The sequence below is a fragment of the Chryseobacterium metallicongregator genome (assembly GCF_031324065.1).
Lineage (GTDB): Bacteria > Bacteroidota > Bacteroidia > Flavobacteriales > Weeksellaceae > Chryseobacterium > Chryseobacterium metallicongregator.
Map to the genome: position 1 here is coordinate 531,405 of NZ_JAVIXS010000006.1, position 24,555 is coordinate 555,959.

A 24,555-nucleotide genomic window follows, 5' to 3' on the forward strand; every position below is an offset into this window, starting at 1 on the left:
TAATTTTTACAGAAACCTGAAGAATTGCCGGATAGAAAATATTGTTATATTTTAGTCAGCAATCAAGAAAATAATTAATGATTTTTGTAACAGGTGCTACCGGAATTCTGGGAAGAATAATTGTACTGGAACTTCTTAAAAGAGGGGAAAACGTACGTGCTTCCAAACGACCGGGCAGTAATTTAAACGAAGTAAAGCATTCATATAGCTTTTATACGGAGAATCCTGATGATTTTTTCAATAAAATTGAATGGATCAACGTAGATTTTGATGATCTCGATTCTTTAAAAACTGCACTGCAAGGTGTAGATGAGGTGTATCACTGTGCTGCAAAAGTAAGCTTTCATCCCAAAGATGAAAAAGAAATGTACCATACCAATATCAAGGGTACAGAAAATCTATTGTTTGCCTGCGAAGGATCAAACGTTAAAAAATTCCTCCATGTAAGTTCTGTTGCTGTTCTCGATAATTTCAATGAAAAAGGAGAACTGGACGAAGATTCTGACTTTAATCCGAAATTGGAACATTCTGCATACTCCATTTCTAAGCATTTATCAGAAATGGAAGCATGGAGAGCATCAGCAGAAGGCCTGAATGTAGTGATCATCAACCCTGGAATGATTGTAGGAAGCGGAAACTGGAGCCAAAGCAGCGGTGAGCTTTTCTCAACCTTTGAAGACAATAGCTTTACTTTTTCAGGAGGTTCTGCCTATGTTGACGTAAGAGACGTTGCCAATACAGCTATTGGATTAATGGAAAATAACCTTTTCGGAGAACGTTTTATTATTGTTGCTGAAAATAACAGATATGCAGACCTTGCCAAACAGGTAAGAACCCGCTTGGGGCTTAAAGATGCAAGAATTCTTTCCCAATCTGTACTCAATATCGGAAGAATAGCCAACACTCTATTCGGATGGCTGATTCCAAAACTCAAAATGGTCACCAAATCAAATATTGAGGCCATCTCTTCATTCAACACCATTTCCAATCACAAAGTCAAAGAAAAACTGAACTATCAGTTTATTCCCGTAAAAGAAAGTATTGACTTTCACCTGAATAATTATATTAACGACAAAAAGCTGAAGAAATGAATCTTGCAGAGGCAATTATCCTTAAAAATGTAGAAAAACATCCTATAAAAGCGGCCATCGGATTTAAAAAGAAAGATGCGGCCTGGAAAGAGCTGAGCTGGAAAAAATTCAGTGAAATTATTTTTAAAACAGCCAATGCCTTACAAGAATCCGGAGTTCAGGAGAATGACAGAGTGGCAATTTATTCAGATAATTCATCAGAATGGATGATCATGGATCTGGCATCAATGGCTATCGGTGCAGTCACAGTACCAATTTATTCAACCAATAATGCTGAACAGGCAGAACATATCATCAACGATTCCGGAGCTAAAGCAGTTTTAGTAGGAAATCAGATGCAGTACGATGCCTGTCTTGAGTTTTTACATAAAGAAGACAATCATCTGGAAACGATTATTGTTTCCAAAAAAGCAGTATGGATCAAGAAAGAATTCAACAGTTTTTATCTTGAAGATTTCATTGCAAAAGCTTCACCGGAGCTGGAGATCTGTAAGAAAGAAAATGATGATATCGCTACATTAATCTATACCTCCGGAACTACCGGAATCCCAAAAGGAGTAATGCTTACCCATGGGAATTTCATCAAAGCATTCGACTCACACTTTGAATTTTTTAAGTTTAAAAACTTTGAAGAAGAGCTCTCACTGGCATTCTTACCGTTAAGCCATGTTTTTGAAAGAAGCTGGAGTTTATTATGCTTATATGGTGGTGCCCGCGTGTATTTCCTTGAAGACCCGAAAAATGTTGCCAAAGCACTGGAAGAAGTAAAACCTACTATGATGTGTGCGGTACCAAGATTTTTCCAGAAAGTATATGCAGGAGTTCTGGAAAAAGCAGAAGAAGGTTCATCATTAAAGAAGAAAATCTTCGACTGGGCGCTTAAAACCGGATGGGAGACTGCCGAATTAAGAAGAAATGAACAACCAGTTCCTTTTGGATTAAAATTCAAAGAAGCTATAGCAGACCGATTGGTTTTCAGTAAAATAAAAGAAAAAATGGGTGGCAGACTTTGGTTCTTACCTTGTGGTGGAGCATCATTGTCACCGGAAGTGACTCGTTTCTTTGAATCGGTAGGAATTCATGTGACGGTTGGGTACGGATTAACGGAAACTACTGCTACATTAACTCTTTTTCCTCTTACTCATTTTGAACATGGGACGAGTGGAAAACCTCTTCCGGGAGTAGAAATGCGTATCGGAGAAAATGATGAGATCCAGGCCAGAGGGAACGGAATCATGAAAGGATACTACAATAAACCTGACGAAACTGAGAAAGTATTCACAGAAGACGGATGGTTCAAAACCGGTGATGCTGGAAAGTTTGATGATAAAGGAAACCTGATCATCACAGACAGAATCAAAGACCTGATGAAAACTTCCAACGGAAAATACATCGCTCCACAACAAATTGAAAACCTTTTGACCAACAATAATTTTATTCAGCAGATTATGCTGATTGCGGAAGGAAGACAGTTTGTTTCAGCATTGATTGTTCCTAATTTTGAATTTTTACAGGATTATATCAAAAAGAATAATATTCCTTTTACCAATTGGGAAGAGGCTGCAAAAAATGAAAAGATAGTTCATCTTTACAAAGAAAAAATAAAAGAATTACAGGACCATCTGGCAGACTATGAAAAAGTGAAGAAATTTACTTTAATGCCGGCAGAATTTGATATCAATACAGGAGAAATAACTCCTACACTGAAAGTCAAAAGAAATGTGGTTATTAAAAAATATGCAGATATTATAGAGAAGATGTACTAAAATTTTTTTGACCCCCTGTTTTCACATCAATTACAACTGAAGATGTGAAAATTCCCCTTCCTTGGAGAGCTAGCGAAAATTCAAAAAAATTTTTGACAGGGTGGTTCAAAATAATGATTTAAATTAAACTATGACGACACAAGATTTTATAGGAAAAGAAAATTTCACCATTCATACCCAAACGGTTTCAGAAAGCTGTCCGTCTAATATTGCCCTGATTAAATACTGGGGAAAATATGCTGATCAGATTCCTGCAAACCCAAGTGTCAGCTATACTTTAAACCATTGTAAAACCAATACTTCAATGGAATTTATAGCCAATGAAACTTTTTCAGTACAGACTTTCCTGGCTGGAAACGAAGAAGTGAAATTTGCCGAAAAAATTGAAAAATATTTCAGAAATATAGAACAGTATCTTCCGTGGATTTTAAAAGGGAAATATATCATCAGAACAGAGAATACATTTCCACACAGTTCCGGTATTGCCAGCTCAGCTTCAGGATTTGGAGCCATTGCAAAATGTCTGATGGCGTTGGATGCTTCCTTTACAGAAAAAACTTTTGAAGAAGAATCTTTGAGAAAAGCTTCATTTTTAGCAAGATTAGGAAGTGGAAGTGCATGCCGAAGCTTATATAATGGTCTTGTTGTATGGGGAAAAACTGATGAGGTAGCAGGAAGTTCAGATTTGTTCGGAGTACAGTATCCCGATACCGAAATTCATGAAGTTTTCAAAAATTTTAATGATTGGGTATTGCTGATTCATGAAGGTCAGAAAAGTGTTTCTTCAACCGTAGGACACGGCTTGATGAATACGAATCCTTATGCAGAAAGAAGATTCCAGGAAGCAAGAGAAAACTTTGTTCCGATGAAAGAAATCCTTAAAAGCGGTGACATGGAAAGCTTTATCAAGCTGGTAGAGCATGAAGCACTTACGCTACATGCAATGATGATGATGAGCGATCCGGCTTTTATCCTGATGAAAACAGGAACATTGGAAGTCATCAATAAAATCTGGGATTTCAGAAGAGAAACCGGACTTCCTTTATTCTTTACATTGGATGCCGGAGCGAATGTTCACCTTCTGTTTCCAAGTAATGGTTCTGAAGAACAGATCAAAACTTTCATTGAAACTGAATTATTAAAATACACTCAAAAGAATGGAGTAGTGAAGGATATAATGAAATTTTAAATAAGAATAAATATTCAATAGGAGTGGGCTTTAGCCCACTTTTTTAATCTTCAGTAACAACAGTTTCCCGGTCTCCATCTTCTTTCTTCCCTTCTTCTATCATGATTTCAGCCTCTGTTTTTTCTTCAGCAGTTGCTGTTTCTATAAGCTTTTCCTGTTCATCATTGTGATGATCTATGAAAAACTCGCAATATACCGGAAGGTGGTCTGAACCAAAATTTTCCAAGGTTTTCAGCTGTTTAATAAAAATATCTTCACTGTGAAACATCAGATCAATAGGAAACCTTAAAAGGCGGTATTTTGCATGGAAAGTAGAAACAAAAGAATGCCCGATTCTGGGATCTATAAGATGACTCGTTTTTCTGAAAAGTACAGATGATCTCGACCATGCAACATTATTGAAGTCTCCTACCACTATAACAGGTTTTTTGATGTCTTTCACACATTTGGCTGTGCTTAGAAGATCGCCGTCTCTTTCCTTTGAGGTTTCTTCTTCTGTAGGACTTGGCGGTGGCGGGTGTACCCCAAAGAAAACAAAAGAAAAGCCATCAGCTGTTTTCATATGGATCTCAATACTCGGAATATCATCAGCCACAAAATAATGAGTCTTTGCTTCTTTGATTTCAATCCTGGAATAAAAATGCATGCCGTAGGTATTTTCAAGAGTTACCTTATGCTGATAAGTATATTCTTTTTCTAAAGATCTCATGGCCTTTTCCCAATCACCATTGCTTTCCATGGTCATGAAAAAATCAGGATTATGCTTTTTAACAAGTCCGATGAATTTCTCATACTCTTTATTGAACTGATAAACATTGGCAGAAATAAAATGCAGCCTATCAGAAGACTTATGACGTTGTCTGTATTTTTTTACAGGATAAAAACGGGTATATTTGATGAGGGTATGACTGTGATGAACAAATAAGACCAGAAGAAGTCCCTGATAATACCATAAATATTCTTTAGAATCAGTAAAAAAGCCTAATGTAAAAGTGAAAAAGGTAAGATAAGTAATCTGTATTTTAGCAAATTCCGGAACCCTGAATATCCAGTGAGAATGCTGAATTTTTGGTAATAATGTCATGACCAGAAGAAGTATGGCCAAAGTCAGATAAATAATCCACATATAAAAGCTCTGAAATAATTTTGACCACAATTTAAGGAAAATGAATTTTAAAATTTGTTAATCAATTTAAATTTTATTTTATCTATTTTTATTTCTTAAAATTCATCATATGAAAAAAATTGCCGGCATTCTTCTGCTCGTCAGTATTTCAGGTTTCGGGCAGCAGAATAAAGAGATTGAAAAACCTATCCGTAACTTATTCCTTGGTATGAAAAATGCAGATCCGGAATTAGTAAAATCAGCTTTTGCGGAGAATGCAGTGCTCCAAACCATCACAAAAGACGGTTCTGTGAAAAGTGATAGTATTACGGATTTCATTACCTCGGTTTCCAAATTTTCAAAAGGAGATCTGGAAGAAAGAATTACAGTAGAAGCCATTCATACGGATGATAATCTGGCAAGTGTATTTACGCCTTACTCTTTTTATTTAAAAGGAAAATTATCACATTGTGGAGCTAATAGTTTTCAACTGGTGAAGCAGAATAATGAATGGAAAATTCAGTATATTATTGACACAAGAAGAAAAGATAACTGTAAAGAAATACAATAGTAGAATTAAGAAATAGATTAAAATTAAAAAAATGAAGATCCATCATATTGCCATCATCTGTTCAGATTATGCTGTTTCAAAGAAATTTTACACGGAAATTTTAGAGCTGAATATCATCCGTGAAGTATACCGTGAAGAAAGACAGTCTTATAAACTTGATCTGGCAATCGGGGAGCATTATGTAATAGAACTATTCTCTTTTCCTGATCCGCCGCAACGTCCGTCACGCCCCGAAGCATGTGGATTAAGGCATCTTGCTTTCTCGGTGGAGAATATTACAGAAAAACGAAATGAACTGGTAGCAAAAGGATTAATCTGTGAAGAAATCCGCATAGATGAATTTACCGGAAAAGAATTTTTCTTTACCCAGGACCCCGACCAGCTGCCGTTAGAGTTCTATGAAATGTAAAAATTAGTGTGCGTAACCTGCAAAGAAACTCACTGCCATAATTGCTAAAACAATAGAAGAAATGATTACATATACGTAATCTTTTTCTTTTAAATAGCCTATTAAAGCGAAAACAATTCTCATCAGGGGCGTGAAAATCAACAAAAGAATACCTAGCTGAATAATAGCTGTACCTTCTCCTTTACATAGAGAGTCCCAAAAATGTCCCCATACCTTTTCAGAAGAAGTACCTACAACAAGGCTGGTATATTTTTCGGGCATTTTAAAGCCTTCAAAAAATAACTTGATAAAACCAATAAGCGATGTAGCCACAGAAAGAATAACACCCAATCTCAGAAGGTTTCCTACCGAACGGTTCAGATCTACATCTGTAAAATTCTTTTTCATTATCTGAAGCTTTTGTTGATACCGTTATACATCATATAAATTGAAAGAATGGTAATCACAATGGCAAAAAATACTTTTAATTTTTTGGTCTTTGATACCATCAGGGTTTTTGAACCGATAAAACTTCCGATGACAACACCAATCAATACCGGTGCTACAATTACCGGAATAATCTCACCTCTCTGGAAATAGATCAGGGCACTGGCTACTGCCGTTACTCCAATCATGAAATTACTGGTAGTTGTAGATACTTTGAAAGGAAGCTTCATCATATTGTCCATCGCCAAGACCTTCAACGCACCGGAACCAATTCCTAAAAGTCCGGACATTGCCCCTGCAAACATCATCATCAAAAATCCGGGAATGGTATTTCTTGCAGAATAGCTTTTCAAAACTCCTTTATCAGGGAACGTTCCATACAGTTTCAGTTTCTCTTCAAGACTTCCTTTCACCAAAGGTTCCTGATGATCTGGTTTTCCTTTAAGGTTTAAAATAACCGTTAAAAGAAGAATACTTGCGAAAATAATTCCAATTGTATTTGGGTTAAGCATTCCTGAAACCAGAGCACCCACAATAGCTCCTGCGGTGGTGGCTATTTCGAGAAACATCCCGATTCTCATATTGGTAAAACCTTCTTTTACGAAAGCTACAGCCGCACCGGAAGAGGTTCCGATCACAGAAATGAGCGAAGCACCGATAGCATAATGCATTGGAACGCCAAAACCTAGCGTTAATAAAGGAATGATGATAACTCCTCCTCCTAAACCCGTAAGTGAACCTAAAAGACCCGCGGAAATTGCGCCAAGGAAGAGTATGATGATTTCTGACATACTACAAATAATACTACAAATATAAAATTATTGTAGTAGTCTGCCAAACATTTGAAAAAGATAAATTTAACGTATTTTTGTATGCATGAAAAATGAATTGAAATTATTTTATGTCATCCTCGGGGCAACACCCAAAGGCAGAAATATAGAGCAGCACGATGTTTTCTTCGGAATAGCGGAGAATCTGAAAGATCTGATTCCTGATATGAAAGAATTTTGGAAGGAAGCAGAAGGAAAAATTCACCTGGATTGTTATCAGGAAGTGAGATTTGCAGACGGCTACAAGGTGGAAATTGCAGAAAAAGGTGAAAAAACATCAGAAAACCAATTGTTTTTTCTGAATCTAGGAGGTTATAAACCAGGCTTCTTTGAAGAATTTCATGAGCAGCACTTAATGGTAGGACAGTCTATGGGAGAGATTATAAAAAGAGCAAAAGCTACGGAATTTTATCAGACCATGGGGTTTGAAGGTGCAGTAAGTCATATTGATGATAAGCATGGAGTGGATATTGATGATATTTTCAATGTAAGTGATATCCTTCCGGCCTATATGAAAGAAAAATATACTATCATTCTTCAAAAGTCTGATGAAGAAAATCAGGAGAACCCAATGGGACTGGGCTATTTAAAAATTGATAAAATTCAATAAGAGTAAATCTAATAAAAATAAAAAATGAAAATAGGAATTCTGGGAGGCGGACAGCTGGGAAGAATGTTGATACAAAGTGCACTGAAGTATGATGATGAGTTTTATACTCTGGATCCGGCTTCTGATGCACCATGCCATAATATCTCGTATTTTACGCAGGGAAATTTCAATGATTATGAAACGGTTTTGAACTTCGGAAAAGATAAAGATGTTGTCACCATTGAAATTGAGCACGTAAATGCTGATGCATTGGCAGAACTTGAAAAACAAGGAATAAAAGTGGTTCCGAATGCCAATATCATCAAAACAATTCAGCAAAAGATCCTTCAGAAAGAATTTTATAAAGCTCATGATATTCCAAGCCCGGAATTTCAGGTGGTATGGAACAGTGATGAAAAGATCATCATGCCGCTGCCATTTGTTCAGAAGATGAATACGGGAGGCTATGATGGAAAAGGAGTACAGGTAATCAAAACGGAAGAAGACTATCAGCATCTGTGGACGGAAGCATCTGTTATCGAAAGTCTTGTAGATATTGAAAAAGAACTTTCTGTTATCGTAGCAAGAAACGAGAAAGGAGAAACCAATATTTTCCCTGTAACAGAAATGGTAGCCGATCCAAAGCTGAATCTTTTAGACTTCAATGTATGTCCGGTTCTTTTAACAGAAGATGTTCAGAACCAGATTGATTCTATTACTGAGAAATTCTTAGCTGCGGTGAATTCTCCGGGATTATTTGCCATCGAATTGTTCCTTGATAAAGAAGGAAAAGTATGGGTGAATGAAACTGCTCCAAGACTGCACAATTCAGGACATCAGAGCCAGGAAGGAAATACGAATTCCCAGTTTGAACAAATGTACCGTGTCGTTAAAAACTTACCTTTAGCTGATACCGATGCCATCACTTACAGCGGAATGCTGAATCTGGTAGGAGCAGAAGGATATGCCGGAAAAGTAGTGTATGAAGGAATGGATGATGTTCTTAAGCTTCCTGAAACGTACATTCACTTATACGGAAAAACAGAGACCAAGCCGGGAAGAAAAATGGGGCACATCAACGTTCTTGCAGATTCCAGAGAAGAGCTTATGGAAAAGCTTATACAGGTGAAAGGAATGGTAAGAGTGATTGCTGAATAATATCAGTTTACAATAAATAAGGGAGCTGTTTTTTATCTTTAAAACAGCTCCCTTTTTGTTATGTTTTTATTCAATAGGAACGGGCTTTAGCCCGTTTATCAATAATTATCTATTCAATTGGCTTTAGCCAAAACTTAATTTTAGGTTTCGGCTAAAGCCAATTTTATTTCGATTGTTCACATCGGGCTAAAGCCCGACGCTATTGATGGTTTAAATATTTTTATAATTAAGGCTTCTTAACCACCTCAATATTGTCTTTTTTATAATTGTATTTCATATAACTTCCTAAAGCTGTTGACAAAACAGAAAATTCTTCCAGCGTTGTAAGCGGTGCATAGAGTTTAAACGTGCAAATGTCCGTTGCTGAAATAAAAGGATTGGTTACCAAATGGCTGTGAGTAGACATTGTTACTGTTCCTCCATTTTCCAATATTGTAGAGGTTGGAATAAGTCTTGAATGAAATTTTTTATGGGAAATAATATTCCCTTTTTTATCAGAAACAAAAAGATAATCATTTCCGAAAGGAATGACTCCGGACTGTGCCGTACCTGGTATTAAATAAACTTTATAGTTTTCATTAAACGGGATAATAATCATATTAAGACTATAGCCTTGTGGTACCGTTACCGCATATTTTGGATCAGACAGCTGAGGAATAACAGTTGAACGGATATTTTTTAAAGTGTTTTCAGTTTCATTAATTACCCTTTCTTTAAAATTTTCTTTTACAGGTTTTGCTTGGTTATTTTTGAAAGAAAGTTCTGCGATCACCATATTACCGGCTTTATTAAGAAAGGAAGTTTTGATGGTGTCATTTTTCTGGTATGTGATATAGCTTCCGGTATTTTCAGCAAGCCTTTTATTGCTGCCTACAAGATCTCCTGCATGCCATGATGCATTTTCGTAAGAATAGAGTAGATTTCCTTCAGTTTTGATAGAATCCAATTTCTTTTTCAGTTCTTTATCCGAAAGAGTGAGGCTTTGTGCAGAAAGAATGATGGACAGAAAAAAGAAGAGAAATCCGATAGTTTGTTTCATAGGTTATTTTTTTGACCAAAATACGAAATTCAATAAGAATTGGCTTTAGCTGAAACTTAATTTTAGGTTTCGGCTAAAGCCAATTTTATTTATGTTATTCTTATTTATATCGGGCTCCCTTCGACTGCGCTTAGGATAATAACCCATTCATATTGATGACTGAATGGTTTGATGATTTAATAAAAATGATTATTCATATATCAATAACCTTCATCATCCCTCTTCCAGCTTCCAATCTCTTATTTAAATATCTTCTGAATCACATTTCCAATCTCCACAAAATCTCCATGATTTCCTACCGAACGTATTTCCGGACTGTTTTTATCATATTCTGAGAAAGGGAAAATCAGCAGATAATTATTATCGCTTAAATTCCTGTTCAGAAGTTCAGGGATCAGCCTCATTCTTGGAATATAAGATTTCATTCCACGTTTTGCCATCAGAATAATTAAAGCTTCATCATCTTTAAGCTGTGCCGCTGTTCTTTCACCATCCTGCCATGTGCTCATGATAATGAATTCTGCTTCTATATTGGCTTTTTTAATGATTTTCTGAAGAATATCAATAATGTTTTCAGGAGCATAAAAAACAACCGTAGCACCGGAATTTCGGGCAATGTTCCATACTCTCAGCAATGCATGGAAGAATCCTGCCTCCTGATGAGCGTTTTCAGGAATCATCACTGCATATTTTTTAATGGTGGAAAGCGGTTGTGCAGCGTGATATACCAGTACATTCACATCATCATTCTGCAGATAACCGTTGTAAAGGTTATACACAAAGGAAGGGGAGAACCCTTTTTCATCTTCCAGTCCGATAATAAGGTCTGTAATTTTCTGTTCTTTAATCACGTTATTGACTCCATTGATGACATCATTATCATATCTTTTTAAAGCCTGTAATTTCACATCTGCCGCTGCCGCCGCATCTGCTGCCTGATGGAGTAGTTTTTCAGCATTCTTCACTGAAGACTCATTTTTATCTTCATTGATGACATTCAACGCAAACAAATCTTCAGTATTGGAGTGTGCTTTGATCAGAATTCCTAAGTTGACCATTCTCTCAACAGTTGCCTCATGATTAATAGCTAAGAGAATGTTTTCTTCCTCATGGGTATTTCCGGAAACGGTATCTTCATTATCACTTTCCGCAATTTTCTGAGCACTTGCCATAGAAATGAAAGAGGAGATGGTACAGGAAATAAGAATCAGTAAAATACTTCCGTTCAAGACATGTTCATTCAATAATCTTACAGGTTCTCCGGTTTCGGTTTCAGAAAGGATGATGTTGTATCCTACCATTACGGAAGCCAGTGTTGCTGCTGCGGAAGCAGAACTTAATCCGAAAATTAGTTTTCCTTCCTCTTTGGTCAGCCTGAAGGTCTTTTGAGTCGCCACTGCAGAGAGATATTTCCCTCCGATAGAGGCTACCAGCATAATTCCGGCAACTTCCAGTGTTTCCCAGCTTTTAAAGAATACCTTGAAATCAATCAGCATTCCTACACTGATCAGGAAAAAAGGAATAAAGATGGCATTTCCTACAAACTCAACCCTGTTCATCAGAGAAGACGTGTGAGGAATAAGTCTGTTTAAAGCTAATCCGGCAAAGAATGCCCCGATGATGGCTTCTACACCGGCCAGTTCAGCAAGCATAGCCGCCAGGTAAATCATGACCAGTACAAAAATATACTGAGAGATTTTATCATCCACTCTTTTAAAAAACCAACGTCCGATGATGGGGAATACAATAAGTACAATCAGGGCAAAAACTACAAATGAAACTGATAGTTTAACCCAGAATTCAGTTCCTACATCTCCCTGAGACATCCCCACAATCACAGCAAGCACCAATAACGCAAGAATATCTGTGATCATTGTTCCTCCAACGGTAATATTAACTGCCTTATTTTTCGCAATTCCCAACTTACTCACTAACGGATATGCAATAAGAGTGTGAGAAGAAAAAAGACTGGCAAACAGAATGGAAGTCAGCATGGAGAAATGTAAAAGATAATATCCTCCCAGATATCCCAATATAAAGGGAACCGTAAAGGTATAAATACCAAAGGTGAGGCTTTTCCATTTATTCTTTTTAAAGTCACCCATATCAATCTCCAGCCCTGCCAGAAACATGATGTAAAGAAGTCCGGTAGTTCCGGTTACTACAATACTGCTGTCTCTGGATAATACATTGAATCCGTTTGGACCAATGATGGCTCCGGCGATGATAAGCCCCAAAAGGTGGGGAACTTTAATTTTATTTAGCAGCAATGGTGCTGCCAGGATGATGACCAGTACCAACAGGAACTTCAGTACCGGATCTTCTATAGGAAGACTCAGGTTGTGTATACTCAGTAAAATCATAGGTGTTTATTTTGTGGAACGTACTAATTCAACAGAGAACTTGGCGGTACAGCCATCCGATGTGATGGTTCTGGTTCCTTTGATCTTGTTGTCCGAAATATCATTAAGAAGAACGCTCATTTCTACATTCTTTTTGGCTGTAGAATCGGTTTTGAAAGACAGTCTGATCTCATTGTTTTCAAACTTGCCTGTGTATAGCCTTACCAGATTATTATTGTTGATGATTTTGGTAATAGGCTGGGTAGAATCATTATCAAACTCCCAGATGTCAGTACGTTGGTCGCCTACCGCATATTCGCTGCAGTTGGACTCTGTACAGATTACTTTACCATTCCATGGGCCGGAAATTTCCGTAGGCCATGAAGAAGTAATAACTACAGAATCTTTTTTGGAAAAAATACTGTCCCTCATTTTCAGAAGTGACTGATATTCGGATTCTTTCTTCGCAAATAGTTTCTCTTTGTCTAAAAGTTGTTTCTCCCTGTCTGTCAGGTTTTTCTCTTTCTCTTTGTAGTCACAACTTATCAAAAGGAAAGAGGCGGTAAGAAATAAAAAAAATGTGTTTTTCAGCATATTGTATCGGTTGGAGTATACAATATAAGGAAAATAGAACGAATATGAAAATGCTCCCTGACGATAATCCTTAGTATTCTAAAGGAATAAAGACAATTCCCGACACGTCAACCCCTTGTATATTGGTCTTCCAGACAGGAGATGTTTTTACGATATCGGTGAGTTGTTTTTTGATGGTATCAGAAATATTCAAATTTTTTATTTCTACAAAAGTTGGAATTCCGTTTGGTTCTATATCTAAAACAAGAACAGAATTCCCTTTCTCTTTTTTCTTATATTTCTTTTCCAGGACCGGATATATGTTTTTTTCAACCCATTGATATAAGGCTGCTTCTCCACCTGCGAATTCAGGATGCGGAGGTTTATTATCTTTAAATTTTGGCGGAAGATCCTTTGAGTAAGAGGTCAGATTTGAATTTTCTTTGACTAATGTTAGCACTCCCTTTTTATTGGGACTATAGATTTTATGGTTGATTTTTTCTGTGGTAAGATCAATATCTACAAAATGAATTTCTGTATTGTTAATTCTGTACATACCTCTGTGAGTTTCTTCCCCTGATATTTTTTTAACAAGAGCATTTTCTCTGATAGTATCGCCTTTATTAGGAATCAGATATAATTCCTGATCGGTTTCTTTGTCTTTTTTGTTTTGAATATAGATTTTATACTCAAAGCTTTTCAGTTTGATATCTTCCCTGGGCTCTGCTTTTTGAGAAAAATAAAATGCAGGAAGAAGTAAAACCGCAATGATGGATAGTTTTTGCTTCATGGTTATAATTAGTTGTGTTTGGGCAAATGTAAAGAAATTCTGATACTTACCTGTAAATTTTAACCGAATTTAATGGATGGAAATACAATAGAGCAAATGAAAAAATAAGGAAGTTTTCACGTATTATAATGCTTTCTGCCTCCTGAACATCTCCGGTTTGTAGTTAATAATAAAAACACCACAAATGATCATGACAGCTGCAAGAATAAATTTGAAAGTCACCTTTTCATCCATAATCAGCCAGCCTAAAAATATAGCAATAATGGTATTGATATAAGCAAGAATAGAAACCTGAACGGGTGAAATTTTTGTCAGTGCATAATGGAAGGCAAAAAAAGCCGCTACAGAACCAAAGACCGCAAGATATAACATAGCTGAAATACTTTTAATACTCCAGTTTCCAAAGTTATAATTTTCAGAAAACAGAAATGCAAGGATAACCTGAACTACTCCTGCAAACAGGAACTGATAGAATAAATTCAATGTTATATTTCCACTCTGAATATTGAGTTTTTTGGTGAAAATAGTTCCCGAAGCCCAACCTGCAATGGCACAGAACAGGAAAATCATTCCCATTCTGTAATCAGGATTGGCAAGATCTTTAAGTCCGTCCCAGAAGATAAAAAGAATTCCGCTGAAGCAAAGCAGAACACCGCTAAGCGCCCGTAAACTAAATTTCTGAAGTCCTACCGCCACACTTCCCAGGAACACGAGAATAGGTGAGCATGCACTGATTAACGAGGCAAGGCTGCTTGAAACCGTTTCTTCAGCCACAGTGGTCATTCCATTGGCAACGACCAGCATCAGGGATGCGAAAATAATCTGGTATCCTAAACTCTTCCAGCCAATCCACTTGAATTCCTTTCTCGAAAGAAGAACGACAAGCATGATAACAGAAGCCAGAAACTGTCGGATTCCGGCAACAAACCATGCAGGAATTGTTTCCACAGCAACACGGATGGCCAAAAAAGTCGTTCCCCAGACAATGGCAACAGTGAGAACAGCAAAAATAAGTTTATAATCTTTCAACGTAAATAAAGTGTAACAAACAAATGTAGAGGTTTTAAAATGATTATAATGGGTACAGTTGTTTTGTTTTTTACTGGTACAGATTAGCAAGGAAAAGTTGCTAGTTGAATGGTTGATGTTAGTATAGACTTAAGTATTTGATGATGTTCAAAAAGAACTTCCAGTCTCCTTCTTCCAACTTCCATCTTTATTTTTTATCTTTGAACATCTAATAAAATTGAAGATGGTAGGAATTATTATGGGCAGTCAGAGTGATCTGCCGATCATGGAACAGGCTGCAAATTTTCTTAAAAGCCTTGATATCCCTTATGAATTAACTGTAGTTTCAGCACACAGAACACCGGAAAGAATGTTCGATTATGCAAAGACTGCTCAGGAAAGAGGGCTTAAGGTCATTGTAGCTGGAGCAGGTGGAGCAGCACATCTTCCGGGAATGGTGGCAAGCTGTACAACACTTCCGGTGATTGGAGTTCCGATTTTGTCCAGTAATTCCATAGACGGATGGGATTCTGTGTTGTCTATTCTTCAGATGCCTGGTGGAATTCCGGTAGCGACTGTAGCTTTGAACGGTGCTTTGAATGCAGGAATTTTAGCAGCAAAAATCTTAGGAAGTGGTAATGAAGAAGTAGCAGCTAAGCTTCAGAAATATCAGGATTCTTTAAAAGATAAAGTGTTGGGAACGGTAGATGATATCAAAGCCCAGCATCCTAATCATTTTGATAAATAGTTGAGTTTTAAACTCAAAATAAAAGCCTCACTTTTCAGCGAGGCTTCTTTGTTTTATTTCTTAATGAATTTTGAAGAGAGGGTAGTATCTTTCAGAATGAGCTGTAAAATGTAATTTCCTTTGGGTAAAGATCCTACATTAATCATATCCTTATTGGGGTTTCCTTCCAGTACAAGTCTTCCGCTTGCATCAAAAATTCTATACTTTTTAATGTCACTTAGTCCTTCAATATGAATATCATCCACAGCGGGATTGGGATATAGTGAAAGTTTTTTATTCAGTTTTACATCCGATGAAGAGAGTAAACAATTTCCTACTGTATCACCAGACATTGTCCATCCTTTACTGATGAGAATATTCCTTTTATCTGCTGCATTGGAAGCATAAGCTAAAGGTGTTACAATATCTAAATCAACATTATTGGCAGTATTAGGATTATCTGCCCATGCGGCAAGGGTCTTACTGAAATTTTCACAATCCATTCCTGTCTGCATCAAAGCCTGGGCTCCATTATTAACGCTGGCAAGATTCCAGCTTGCAAGGGATTGATTAAAGTTCGGCGTTTCCTTCAGAATCTGGTCTATTTTGGTAACCTTGGTCATGTCCCAATTTTCCAAAGAATGGTTAAAAGCTGTGCAGCCATGAATAGCATGGGCCATATTGGTAATTTTAGACGTATTCCAATTATTTAAAGATTGATTGAAACCAGAATCAAAATGGAACATAAACCGAATGTCTTCAAGGTTTGACGTATCCCAGTTATCCATAGGTTGATTATAGTTTGGGCAGAGAGCAAACATCCATTTCATATCAGTGACATTTGAAACGTCCCAGTTGTTTAATGTCTGGTTAAAGATCCCTCTCCCTGCAAACATAAAGCTAAGATCAGTTGCTAATGACATATTCCAGCTGTTGAAATATGGAGGATTGAACTGATCGGGAAGTGAGTTATTGATACTATCAAAGATAATAGCAAACATAAATCTGAACTTCTTAATTCTGGAAGTGTCCCAGTTTTGCATGGAGCTTGCGCCTGTAAAGGTTTTTGCACCATAAAACATATAAGAAGCATCTTCAACATTACTAAGATCCGGAATGTCTGGAGCAGTAAGCTGAACAAGTTTACATTGGCTGAAAGCACTGTTCATTGTTGTCCAGGTAATGTTTCCCCATTGCTCTATTTCCAGTATCTTATCCGCACTTCCGTTGATCTGCCACACCGGGAAGATCTGATCCGGAAGCTGAACCTCCTGTGCATCTCCAAATTTTATGTGTTGAAAAATCCCATTTCCGTTACTTACTTTTACCCTATATTTTGCATCATTCTTTTCTGCGATTGATGTACCAAAATCAATAAGAACCTGTTTTGTAGAGGTTATATTAGTAAGCGAACCGTTGTGCTGGGGATAATCTACTTCTTCCCAATAAATATCATAGTTTTCACCAATTCCGGGAAACCATATTTGTTGAGTACTTGCCTGATAAGGAGCACTTACAGTGATTGGCTGAACTACAGTAGAAGCAGGTTTCCAGATGGTGATAAATTCATTCTGGGCTTTCACAATGAATGCCAGCAAAATAAAAAAGCCGACCAAAAATCTTTTGAGTACCATAGACAAATTTTATAGTTATTTCTTAATGAATTTTGAAGTGAAGGTGTTTTCTTTCATGATCAGTTGTATCATATAATTTCCTTTAGGCAGGGAGCTTACATTGATGATGTCATTATTGGGATTTCCTTCTTTTACCAATCTTCCGCTGGCATCATAAATTTTATAAATTTTTATATCACTTAAACCTTCAACGTGAATGTCATCCACAGCGGGATTAGGATATAGCGAAAGTTTTTTATTCAGCTTTATATCTGATGAAGATAATAGGCAGCTTCCAGGAGCATCACCTACTATTGACCAGCTTTTATTAATGAGAATATCCCTTTTGTCTGATACATTGGAAGCATATTTTAATCCTTGTACAGAACCTAATGAAACATTGTTGGCTGTATTGGGATTGTCTGCCCATCCCAGAAGGGTTTTGCTGTAATTTTCACAATTAAGACCAGACATTGTTAAAGCAGCATTACCATTGGTAAGAGAAACTAAGTTCCAGTTTCCTAATGACTGATTGAAACCTGAAGCAAAATTAAGGATCTGGTCTATTCTGGTCACTTTTGTCATATCCCAATTGTCTAAAGACTGATTAAAGGTTGTACAGCCATGAAATACATGGGCCATATTGGTCACTTTGGAAGTATTCCAGTTTAATGGCTGATTAAAAACAGGAATCATATGAAACATAAAATGCATGTCTTCTAAGCTTGAAGTATCCCAGTTATCCAGACGCTGATTGAAGCTTAAACATTGTCCAAACATCCAGCTCATATCCGTCACCTTTGAGACATCCCAGCTATTGAGAGTCTGGTTAAAAACGGTTCTGTTTCCCAACATATAGCTGAGGTTGGTTGCTGAAGACATATTCCAGCTGTCCAGATAAGGTGAGTTGAACTGCTCTGTTAATGCAGTAGAAGGATTCACATCAAATAAAAGAGAGAGCATAAAACTAAAATTCTTAATTTTCGAAGTATCCCAGTTTTGCATAGAGCTGGCACCCATAAAACTGGTTGTGCCATAAAACATGAAAGAAGCATCCTCCACGTTATTAAGATTAGGAGTATCTGTTGCTGTAAGTTGCATAAGTCTGCATAGGCTGAAGGCACTCTCCATGGTAGTCCATGAAATATTTCCCCATTGTTCTATTTCCAGTATTTTATCTGAACTTCCATTGATCTGCCAGATAGGAAAAACTTGCTCAGGGCCAGGAAATAGTTGAGGCGTTCCAAATTTTATTTGCCTGAAAATTCCGTTACCATTCGTAACTTTTACCCTGTATTTGGCATCATTTTTTTCTGCGATTGACGTCCCGAAGTCGATAAGAACCTGTTTTGTGGAAGTTACATCGAGAAGGGAACCATTGTGCTGCGGATAGCCTACTTCCTCCCAGTAAATATCATAATTATCACCAATTCCGGGAAACCATATCTGCTGAGTTGTTGCCTGGTAGGGAGCGTCTACATTTACTGCTGGTAATACGGTAGATGCGGGTTTCCAGATGGTAATGAATTCATCCTGAGCTTTCGCAACGAAGGCCAGCATTAGAAAAATAAGTGTAGGAATCTTTTTTAAAATCATGTCTATTATTTATAGGTATTAGTTGTATAGTTATTTTTTGATGAATTTCAGGTTTTGGATATCTTCTTTTGAATAAAGCTGTAGAATATAATTCCCGGAAGTTAAAGTCTGGATGTTGATCTGTGCATCTGTCAAATTCCCGCTTAAAACAATTCTGCCGCTCATATCAATAATTTTGAAGTCTTTAGCTTTGGAATTCTTTACATAAATAATATGACTGGCAGGATTCGGGTAAATGCTTAGTTCGCCTTTTACTTTTACATCAGAAGTTCCAAGGAAAGATTGACATTCTGCGTTATATGTATCTCCACTGATTGTCCAGCCTTTGTTGTTAATCAGATAGTTTCTGGCCGTTACTGCTGCACTATGGGAATACGTAAGTGGTGAAACTGAGGACAGATTGATATTATCTGCGGTTAAAGGATTCTGGCTCCAGCCGTAAAGAGTACTATCATAATTCTGACAGTTCAGCGCAGAGTTTTTAAACATATTGGAAGCGTTCAATAAAGAACTCAAATTCCAGCTTCCTAAATTTTGGTTGAAAAGAATGGCATTACTGAACATGTTATTCATGTTTTTTACTAAAGCTACATTCCATTTTGCTATATTCTGATTAAAACTTTTGGCACCGTTGAACATATCCTGCATCCATTCTACTTTTCTTGTATCCCAATTGGAAATATTGCTGTTAAAACTCTCAGCATTATAAAACATACCACTCATAATGGTGACACTGCTTGTATCCCAAATAGATAAATCCTGATTGAAGGCCTTTGCTCCATTAAACATGTGATTCATTTCTATGATTTTTGAAGTATTCCAGTCTTTAAGTGGATAATTAAATTTCGTAGCCCCGGAAAACATAAATTCTGAATCAAGATTATTAGACATATCCCAATTTCCAATAGGTCGGTTGAACTCAGCAGCTCCATTAAACATGGCTGTAGTAGAAGTTACTTTAGAAGTATCCCAATTGTCTAATGGCTGATTGAAAAGTTTAGCTACATTGAATGTGATTCCCATCATAGTCACATTGGAAGTATTCCAGTTTCCAACCGGCTGATTAAAAACAAAACATCCTGTAAATGTTCCAAGCAATGTTGTTACGTTAGATGTATTCCAGTTGTTGATTGTTGGGTTTCCTATTAAACCATAACATCCTGAAAACATATAGGACAAATCTGTTACCTCCTTCAGATCAGGAATATCTGTTGCCGTAAAATCTAAAATTTTGCATGCCTGAAATGCCTGTTCCATAGAAGACCACTGAATATTTCCCCATTGTTCTATTAATTGTATTTTATGTACATCACCTACAATTCCGTTATCATTGTACATGTCCCAGTCGGCAAACCTTATCTGGTGAAAATTTCCGTTTCCATTGCTTACTTTCAACCGGTAAGTAGCATCTGCTGGATTGGGATTTTGTGGAACTCCGAAATCGATCAGAAGCTGAGAGGTAGAAGTTATATTCGTTAAAGTGGCATTGTGTGAAGGGTAGCCAATTTCTTCCCAATAGATCTGATAATTCGTTCCTCTTCCGGGAAACCAGATCTGATTATTGTTTGAGTTAACAGGAATTCCTGCATAAGGATAGGAAGGTGGGGTAAGACTGGGTTTCCATACCGTGATAAATTCATTTTGTGCCTTTGCCATGAATATCAGCAAAAGAAAAATGAGTATTGGAATTTTTTTTAAAATCATGTTCATAGTTTATGGTTATTAGTTTTATGACTATTTCTTGATGAATGGAAAAGAATGAGCCGTAGTCTTTGTCATAATCTGTAAGATATAATTCCCCGGAGTTAAAACATGAACAGGAATTTTATCGTTTTTCAGGTTCTCTTTGATAATAGTTCTTCCACTTATATCGGTGATGATAAAGCTTACCGGATGTGGAATGTTTTTCAGATAAATCATATCCTTTGCCGGATTGGGATAAATGGCGGCTTTGTTGTTTATATCCTTTTCAGAAGTTGAAAGGGTCTGGTTGCAGAGTCCGTTGTAAACATCGCCCGATATAGTCCAGCCTTTATTATTCATTAAATAATTTCTGGCAGTTACTGCATCAGCATGAGAGTAAATTAATGGAGAAGCACTTGATAAATCAATATTATTAGGTGTTGAAGAACTCTGGCTCCATCCAAAAAGTGTTTTATCATAATTCAGGCAGCTCATAGCAGAATTGAGAAACATATTGGTAGCTGCTGTTAATGAACTTAGATTCCACCTTCCTATATTTTGGTTAAAAGCGGTGTCACGGAACATTTCGTTCATATTGGTGACACTCCCTGTATTCCAGTTCTGAATATCCTGGTTGAAATTTTCTGAATCATGAAACATGTGTTCCATGGTGGTCACCTTTGCAGTGTTCCATTTACTCAAAGATTGGTTGAATCCTGTATAGTCAAACATGTAAGACATATCTGTAACATTCGAAGTATCCCAATCTCCCAGAGGCTGGTTAAAGAGATTATCGTCACCAAACATATAATACATATCTGTAATGGTAGAGGTGTTCCATGTATTAAAAGAAGAATTGCCGATGAGTGAAGTACATAAATAAAACATCTGACGCATACTGGTGGCCATGCTGAGGTCCGGGACATCCGTGGCTGTTACGTCCATATTATCACAGTACACAAAAGCATTGTCAAAGCTCTTCCATTTTATATTTCCCCATTGGGTAATCTGAGTAATTTTTGAACGGTCTGAAGCATTATAAGCTGGAACTAATGTATTGTCAAAGAATCTCACCTGATCAAAACTTCCGTTGCCGTCACTGATTTTAATTCTGTAGCTGGTTTGAGATGGAGTAGGATTGAAAGGTGTTCCTACGTTGATGGTAAATTCAGTAGTGGAAGTTACATTATTGATTGTCCCGTTATGCTGAGGATATCCTACTTCCTCCCAGTAGACTTTGAAATTAGTTCCTCTCCCGGGAAATTTAATGAGTTGTGCATTCTGGGTTTTCCAAATGGTGATAAATTCGTTTTGTGCTTTTGAAAGCTGAAATAATAGAATACATAGAGAAGAAGTTAATAGTTTTTTGTACATGTCATTAGTTTGTGAAATAAGCACTACTAAAATAGCAAAAAACTTAATATATTTTTAACTTAAATGTAAAGTTTGTAGTAATTTATAAATTTTAATGAAATTATTTAAATAAAAAACTCTCCGTTTTGGAGAGTTTACTTTATTCCTGAAGCATATTATCACGGGTGTTTTTCTGAACTGCGATGGCTCCAAAGAGGGCCAGTAGAAAGGCAAAGGCATAAAAACCTTTTTCGCTTGGAAGGATGGTGGCATTCCAAAGTCCGATGGCCAGTAATACAATAGATGATAATGTGGCAAACCAGCAGATTCCATAATAAATATCTGTTACCTGAATGTTTTCTAACTTGTCACGTACTGCTTTCTGTAAAGACACCACGGCAAATAAACCATAAAGAAGGATGGTGAAATAATATCCCTTCTCATTCAGCAGCATTTCTGCTCTTGCAAGACCAACAATAAAGCCAATCATTCCCGCTCCCAATGCTACCCACGACGCAGCGACGAATGCATTCGATACTCTTTGTTTTTTCATAGTTTAATGTTTTATTTAAGAGGGCTAAGATATTCATTTTTTATAAATAGAGCTCTGACAAAGGGAAAATATGGGAAAAATACTGAATAGAAGGATGAAGCAGGTTTATGTTTCGGCTAAAGCCGATGGATGTTATTTTTATTTTATATAAACGGGCTAAAGCCCGTTCCTATTGAATGATTGGGCTGGCGTGAGGAGTATGAGCGGATAGCGGGAATCAGCTCATAAAAAAACTCCCCAAAATGGAGAGCTTTGTTTTATTGAGTGATGTATTCGTAAGTATATTTTGCATAATCATTATTATCCACTTTTACCATGACCTGAGTTGGCAATTGATTACTATTATATTCTATCTGATAGGTAAAATTCATAATTTGGCTCCAGTTTCCAGTGCCATCTTTGCCACTTATTTTTACTGTGGTATAATTATTTTGACTTAAAAACTCTGCTCCTCCCATAATCATTCTAAAATATTTGCCCATCAAAGAATAGGGATTTACTTTATTATCATATGAAAATTCTTTTTTATTAGTATGCGGACCGCCAATACCATCACCGACCGAGATTTCTTCCGAAACATTATCACCACTATAAGTATATGACATGGTAGACGGGATTGGACAATTGGAAGACTCACAAGTAGAAGTGGCAGTAACTTTACCATTGGTATAAGTCATTGTTGTGTTATCGTGAGTATCTGTACCTATTTTCTTAATCATCGTAAGCTGATCACCATTATAGGTAAAGGTTTTATAATAAGCTACGGTACCATCTGCTTTATGGTAAGTAATTTTTGAAGGTTTTCCGGCACCGTCATATTCCAGAACGGAGGTTGTAGTTTCTGATGTAATTTTTATTAACTGTTTCTGACTGTTATAATCTAATTTTGTAATGCTGGTTTGTGGACCGGAGGGACTTGTATAAAAAACTGTAGTGACTTTACTTAATAATATTTGAGAGTCAGAAGGATTGGGTTCATTATTTTCGTCATTATTGCTACTGCAGTTGAGGAATAAAAATGAGCTCATCAACCCGATAAATAATTGGTTTTTCATGTATTAAAAGTTTTTATTAAATAAAGGCTAAATATATTAATTATTGGTAAAAACAGCCATAAGAATGGGGACAAAAATACTGGATAGAAGGATGAAGCAGGTTTATGTTTCGGCTAAAGCCGATGGATGTTATTTTTATTTTATATAAACGGGCTAAAGCCCGTTCCTATTGAATGATAGGACTGGCGTGAGGAATATGAGCGGATAGCGGGAATCAGCCCAAAAAAAACTCCCCAAAATGGAGAGCTTTGTATTATTGAGTGATGTATTCGTAGTTATATTGAGCGGAAAGGTTTCCGTTGGCTTCTTTTGAGATCACCTGAGTAGGAAAACCGGCGCTGTTATATTGAATGGTGGAAGTTCGGGTTTGGTTTTGTGTCCAGGTTCCATTACTTTTAAAGCTTATCTTTTCTACAAGATAATTGTTTGGGCTTACAGCATAAGCTCCTCCCATCATAATTTTTAAGTATTTGTTGATATTCACGTATGGGTTCAGTTTATCATCATAAGAATAAACAATTTTAGTGCTGTAGCTGGATCCTCCACCTTCTGAAATTTCTGTTGAAATATTGTTTCCATCATAAGTATAAGTATCCACAATAGGATTGGAACAGGCTGGTGACTGGCAAAGAGATGAAGAAATTACCTGTCCGTTGGTATTATAAGCATAAGTAATCGTTCTGTTATAATCCGGGTTACTAGTATAGATGGCCTGAACCTTGGTAAGCAGATCACCATTGTAAGTATAAGCTGAATAATAGTCTACCGTACCATCTGGTTTATAATAAGTAGTTTTAACAGGTTTTCCGTTACTGTATTCAAACTTGGAAGTTCCTAAAGCTGTCGATGTTTTGATAAGTTCACCCTGATTATTGTATTCCAGAGTCTGTATGCTTGTCTGCGGCTGAGCCGGATTGTCATAATAAACTATAGTAACTTTGCTCAATAATACCTTAGAAGAGGTATTGTTTCCCTCATTATCATCATTACTGCTGCAGCTGTTAAAGAATACAACAGAACTCATGAGTCCCAGAAATAAGAATTTTTTCATGTTATTTTTTTAGGGGACAAAAATAACGAATGCTTTAT

23 protein-coding genes are annotated in these 24,555 nt (G+C 36.7%); 8 read left to right on the forward strand and 15 right to left on the reverse strand.

Annotated elements, in window-relative coordinates:
* Positions 1–77 precede the first annotated feature (77 nt).
* The 3 genes from REB14_RS10940 (at position 78) to REB14_RS10950 (ending at position 4,046) form a co-directional block, all read left to right on the forward strand.
* Positions 78–1,091, forward strand: coding sequence for an NAD-dependent epimerase/dehydratase family protein (locus tag REB14_RS10940; RefSeq protein WP_309522179.1), 1,014 nt, complete (start codon positions 78–80; stop codon positions 1,089–1,091).
* Entirely contained in the window at positions 1,088–2,857 is a 1,770-nt protein-coding gene (locus tag REB14_RS10945; protein WP_309522180.1) for an AMP-dependent synthetase/ligase, read from the forward strand. Before REB14_RS10940 ends, REB14_RS10945 begins: the two co-directional genes overlap by 4 nt.
* Before the next feature lie 130 nt (positions 2,858–2,987).
* Positions 2,988–4,046 carry a diphosphomevalonate decarboxylase gene (locus tag REB14_RS10950; RefSeq protein ID WP_309522181.1) on the forward strand — a complete coding sequence of 353 codons (1,059 nt, stop codon included), beginning with the start codon at positions 2,988–2,990 and terminating at the stop codon, positions 4,044–4,046.
* A gap of 43 nt (positions 4,047–4,089) precedes the next feature.
* Here REB14_RS10950 and REB14_RS10955 read toward each other — a convergent pair whose 3' ends face one another.
* On the reverse strand, positions 4,090–5,172 hold the full coding sequence (locus tag REB14_RS10955) for an endonuclease/exonuclease/phosphatase family protein (protein ID WP_309522182.1): 1,083 nt from the start codon (positions 5,170–5,172) through the stop codon (positions 4,090–4,092).
* Positions 5,173–5,281: 109 nt separating this feature from the next.
* On the opposite strand from REB14_RS10955, the gene REB14_RS10960 reads away from it, so the two are divergent.
* The gene (locus tag REB14_RS10960) at positions 5,282–5,722 is read left to right on the forward strand and encodes a nuclear transport factor 2 family protein (RefSeq protein ID WP_309522183.1); all 441 of its coding nucleotides are present in this window, start codon (positions 5,282–5,284) and stop codon (positions 5,720–5,722) included.
* A 31-nt stretch (positions 5,723–5,753) separates the two neighbouring features.
* On the forward strand, positions 5,754–6,131 hold the full coding sequence (gloA2, locus tag REB14_RS10965) for an SMU1112c/YaeR family gloxylase I-like metalloprotein (protein ID WP_079242678.1): 378 nt from the start codon (positions 5,754–5,756) through the stop codon (positions 6,129–6,131).
* Positions 6,132–6,134: 3 nt separating this feature from the next.
* Here the strand turns inward: gloA2 and REB14_RS10970 are convergent, their stop codons facing one another.
* Positions 6,135–6,518: a DUF1634 domain-containing protein gene (locus REB14_RS10970; protein WP_309522184.1), complete on the reverse strand. Its 384-nt coding sequence runs from the start codon at positions 6,516–6,518 to the stop codon at positions 6,135–6,137.
* Positions 6,518–7,348: a sulfite exporter TauE/SafE family protein gene (locus tag REB14_RS10975; RefSeq protein ID WP_034699871.1), complete on the reverse strand. Its 831-nt coding sequence runs from the start codon at positions 7,346–7,348 to the stop codon at positions 6,518–6,520. Before REB14_RS10975 ends, REB14_RS10970 begins: the two co-directional genes overlap by 1 nt.
* Before the next feature lie 85 nt (positions 7,349–7,433).
* On the opposite strand from REB14_RS10975, the gene REB14_RS10980 reads away from it, so the two are divergent.
* Both REB14_RS10980 and REB14_RS10985 read left to right on the forward strand, forming a co-directional pair.
* On the forward strand, positions 7,434–7,997 hold the full coding sequence (locus REB14_RS10980) for a DUF1543 domain-containing protein (protein WP_238594277.1): 564 nt from the start codon (positions 7,434–7,436) through the stop codon (positions 7,995–7,997).
* A 24-nt stretch (positions 7,998–8,021) separates the two neighbouring features.
* Positions 8,022–9,134, forward strand: coding sequence for a 5-(carboxyamino)imidazole ribonucleotide synthase (locus REB14_RS10985; RefSeq protein WP_309522185.1), 1,113 nt, complete (start codon positions 8,022–8,024; stop codon positions 9,132–9,134).
* 226 nt (positions 9,135–9,360) lie between these two features.
* On the opposite strand, the gene REB14_RS10990 is transcribed toward REB14_RS10985, so the two are convergent.
* The 5 genes from REB14_RS10990 to REB14_RS11010 all read right to left on the reverse strand — a co-directional run bounded on the left by REB14_RS10990 (position 9,361) and on the right by REB14_RS11010 (position 14,907).
* Positions 9,361–10,173, reverse strand: coding sequence for a hypothetical protein (locus REB14_RS10990; RefSeq protein WP_309522186.1), 813 nt, complete (start codon positions 10,171–10,173; stop codon positions 9,361–9,363).
* 239 nt (positions 10,174–10,412) lie between these two features.
* Entirely contained in the window at positions 10,413–12,536 is a 2,124-nt protein-coding gene (locus tag REB14_RS10995; RefSeq protein WP_309522187.1) for a cation:proton antiporter, read from the reverse strand.
* Positions 12,537–12,542: 6 nt separating this feature from the next.
* Positions 12,543–13,109: a hypothetical protein gene (locus tag REB14_RS11000; RefSeq protein WP_309522188.1), complete on the reverse strand. Its 567-nt coding sequence runs from the start codon at positions 13,107–13,109 to the stop codon at positions 12,543–12,545.
* A 70-nt stretch (positions 13,110–13,179) separates the two neighbouring features.
* On the reverse strand, positions 13,180–13,878 hold the full coding sequence (locus tag REB14_RS11005; RefSeq protein ID WP_309522189.1) for a hypothetical protein: 699 nt from the start codon (positions 13,876–13,878) through the stop codon (positions 13,180–13,182).
* A 123-nt stretch (positions 13,879–14,001) separates the two neighbouring features.
* Entirely contained in the window at positions 14,002–14,907 is a 906-nt protein-coding gene (locus tag REB14_RS11010; RefSeq protein ID WP_309522190.1) for a DMT family transporter, read from the reverse strand.
* Between the two features lie 223 nt (positions 14,908–15,130).
* Between REB14_RS11010 and purE the strand changes: the two genes are divergently transcribed.
* Positions 15,131–15,634, forward strand: coding sequence for a 5-(carboxyamino)imidazole ribonucleotide mutase (purE, locus tag REB14_RS11015; RefSeq protein WP_034699885.1), 504 nt, complete (start codon positions 15,131–15,133; stop codon positions 15,632–15,634).
* Positions 15,635–15,687: 53 nt separating this feature from the next.
* Here the strand turns inward: purE and REB14_RS11020 are convergent, their stop codons facing one another.
* The 7 genes from REB14_RS11020 to REB14_RS11050 form a co-directional block, all read right to left on the reverse strand.
* On the reverse strand, positions 15,688–17,247 hold the full coding sequence (locus REB14_RS11020; RefSeq protein ID WP_309522191.1) for a BspA family leucine-rich repeat surface protein: 1,560 nt from the start codon (positions 17,245–17,247) through the stop codon (positions 15,688–15,690).
* 15 nt (positions 17,248–17,262) lie between these two features.
* Positions 17,263–18,822, reverse strand: coding sequence for a BspA family leucine-rich repeat surface protein (locus REB14_RS11025; protein WP_309522192.1), 1,560 nt, complete (start codon positions 18,820–18,822; stop codon positions 17,263–17,265).
* Between the two features lie 30 nt (positions 18,823–18,852).
* Complete coding sequence (locus REB14_RS11030) at positions 18,853–20,526, reverse strand: BspA family leucine-rich repeat surface protein (protein WP_309522193.1); 1,674 nt, start codon at positions 20,524–20,526, stop codon at positions 18,853–18,855.
* Between the two features lie 30 nt (positions 20,527–20,556).
* Positions 20,557–21,879 (reverse strand): BspA family leucine-rich repeat surface protein, encoded by a 1,323-nt coding sequence (locus tag REB14_RS11035; protein WP_309522194.1) that lies wholly within the window; start codon positions 21,877–21,879, stop codon positions 20,557–20,559.
* Between the two features lie 139 nt (positions 21,880–22,018).
* Positions 22,019–22,411, reverse strand: a complete 393-nt coding sequence (gene yiaA, locus REB14_RS11040; RefSeq protein ID WP_047434004.1) for an inner membrane protein YiaA — start codon at positions 22,409–22,411, stop codon at positions 22,019–22,021.
* 257 nt (positions 22,412–22,668) lie between these two features.
* A complete protein-coding gene (locus REB14_RS11045; protein ID WP_309522195.1) occupies positions 22,669–23,466 on the reverse strand; it encodes a hypothetical protein in 798 nt (265 codons plus the stop codon).
* Positions 23,467–23,719: 253 nt separating this feature from the next.
* Positions 23,720–24,517 carry a hypothetical protein gene (locus REB14_RS11050; RefSeq protein WP_309522196.1) on the reverse strand — a complete coding sequence of 266 codons (798 nt, stop codon included), beginning with the start codon at positions 24,515–24,517 and terminating at the stop codon, positions 23,720–23,722.
* Positions 24,518–24,555: the final 38 nt, after the last annotated feature.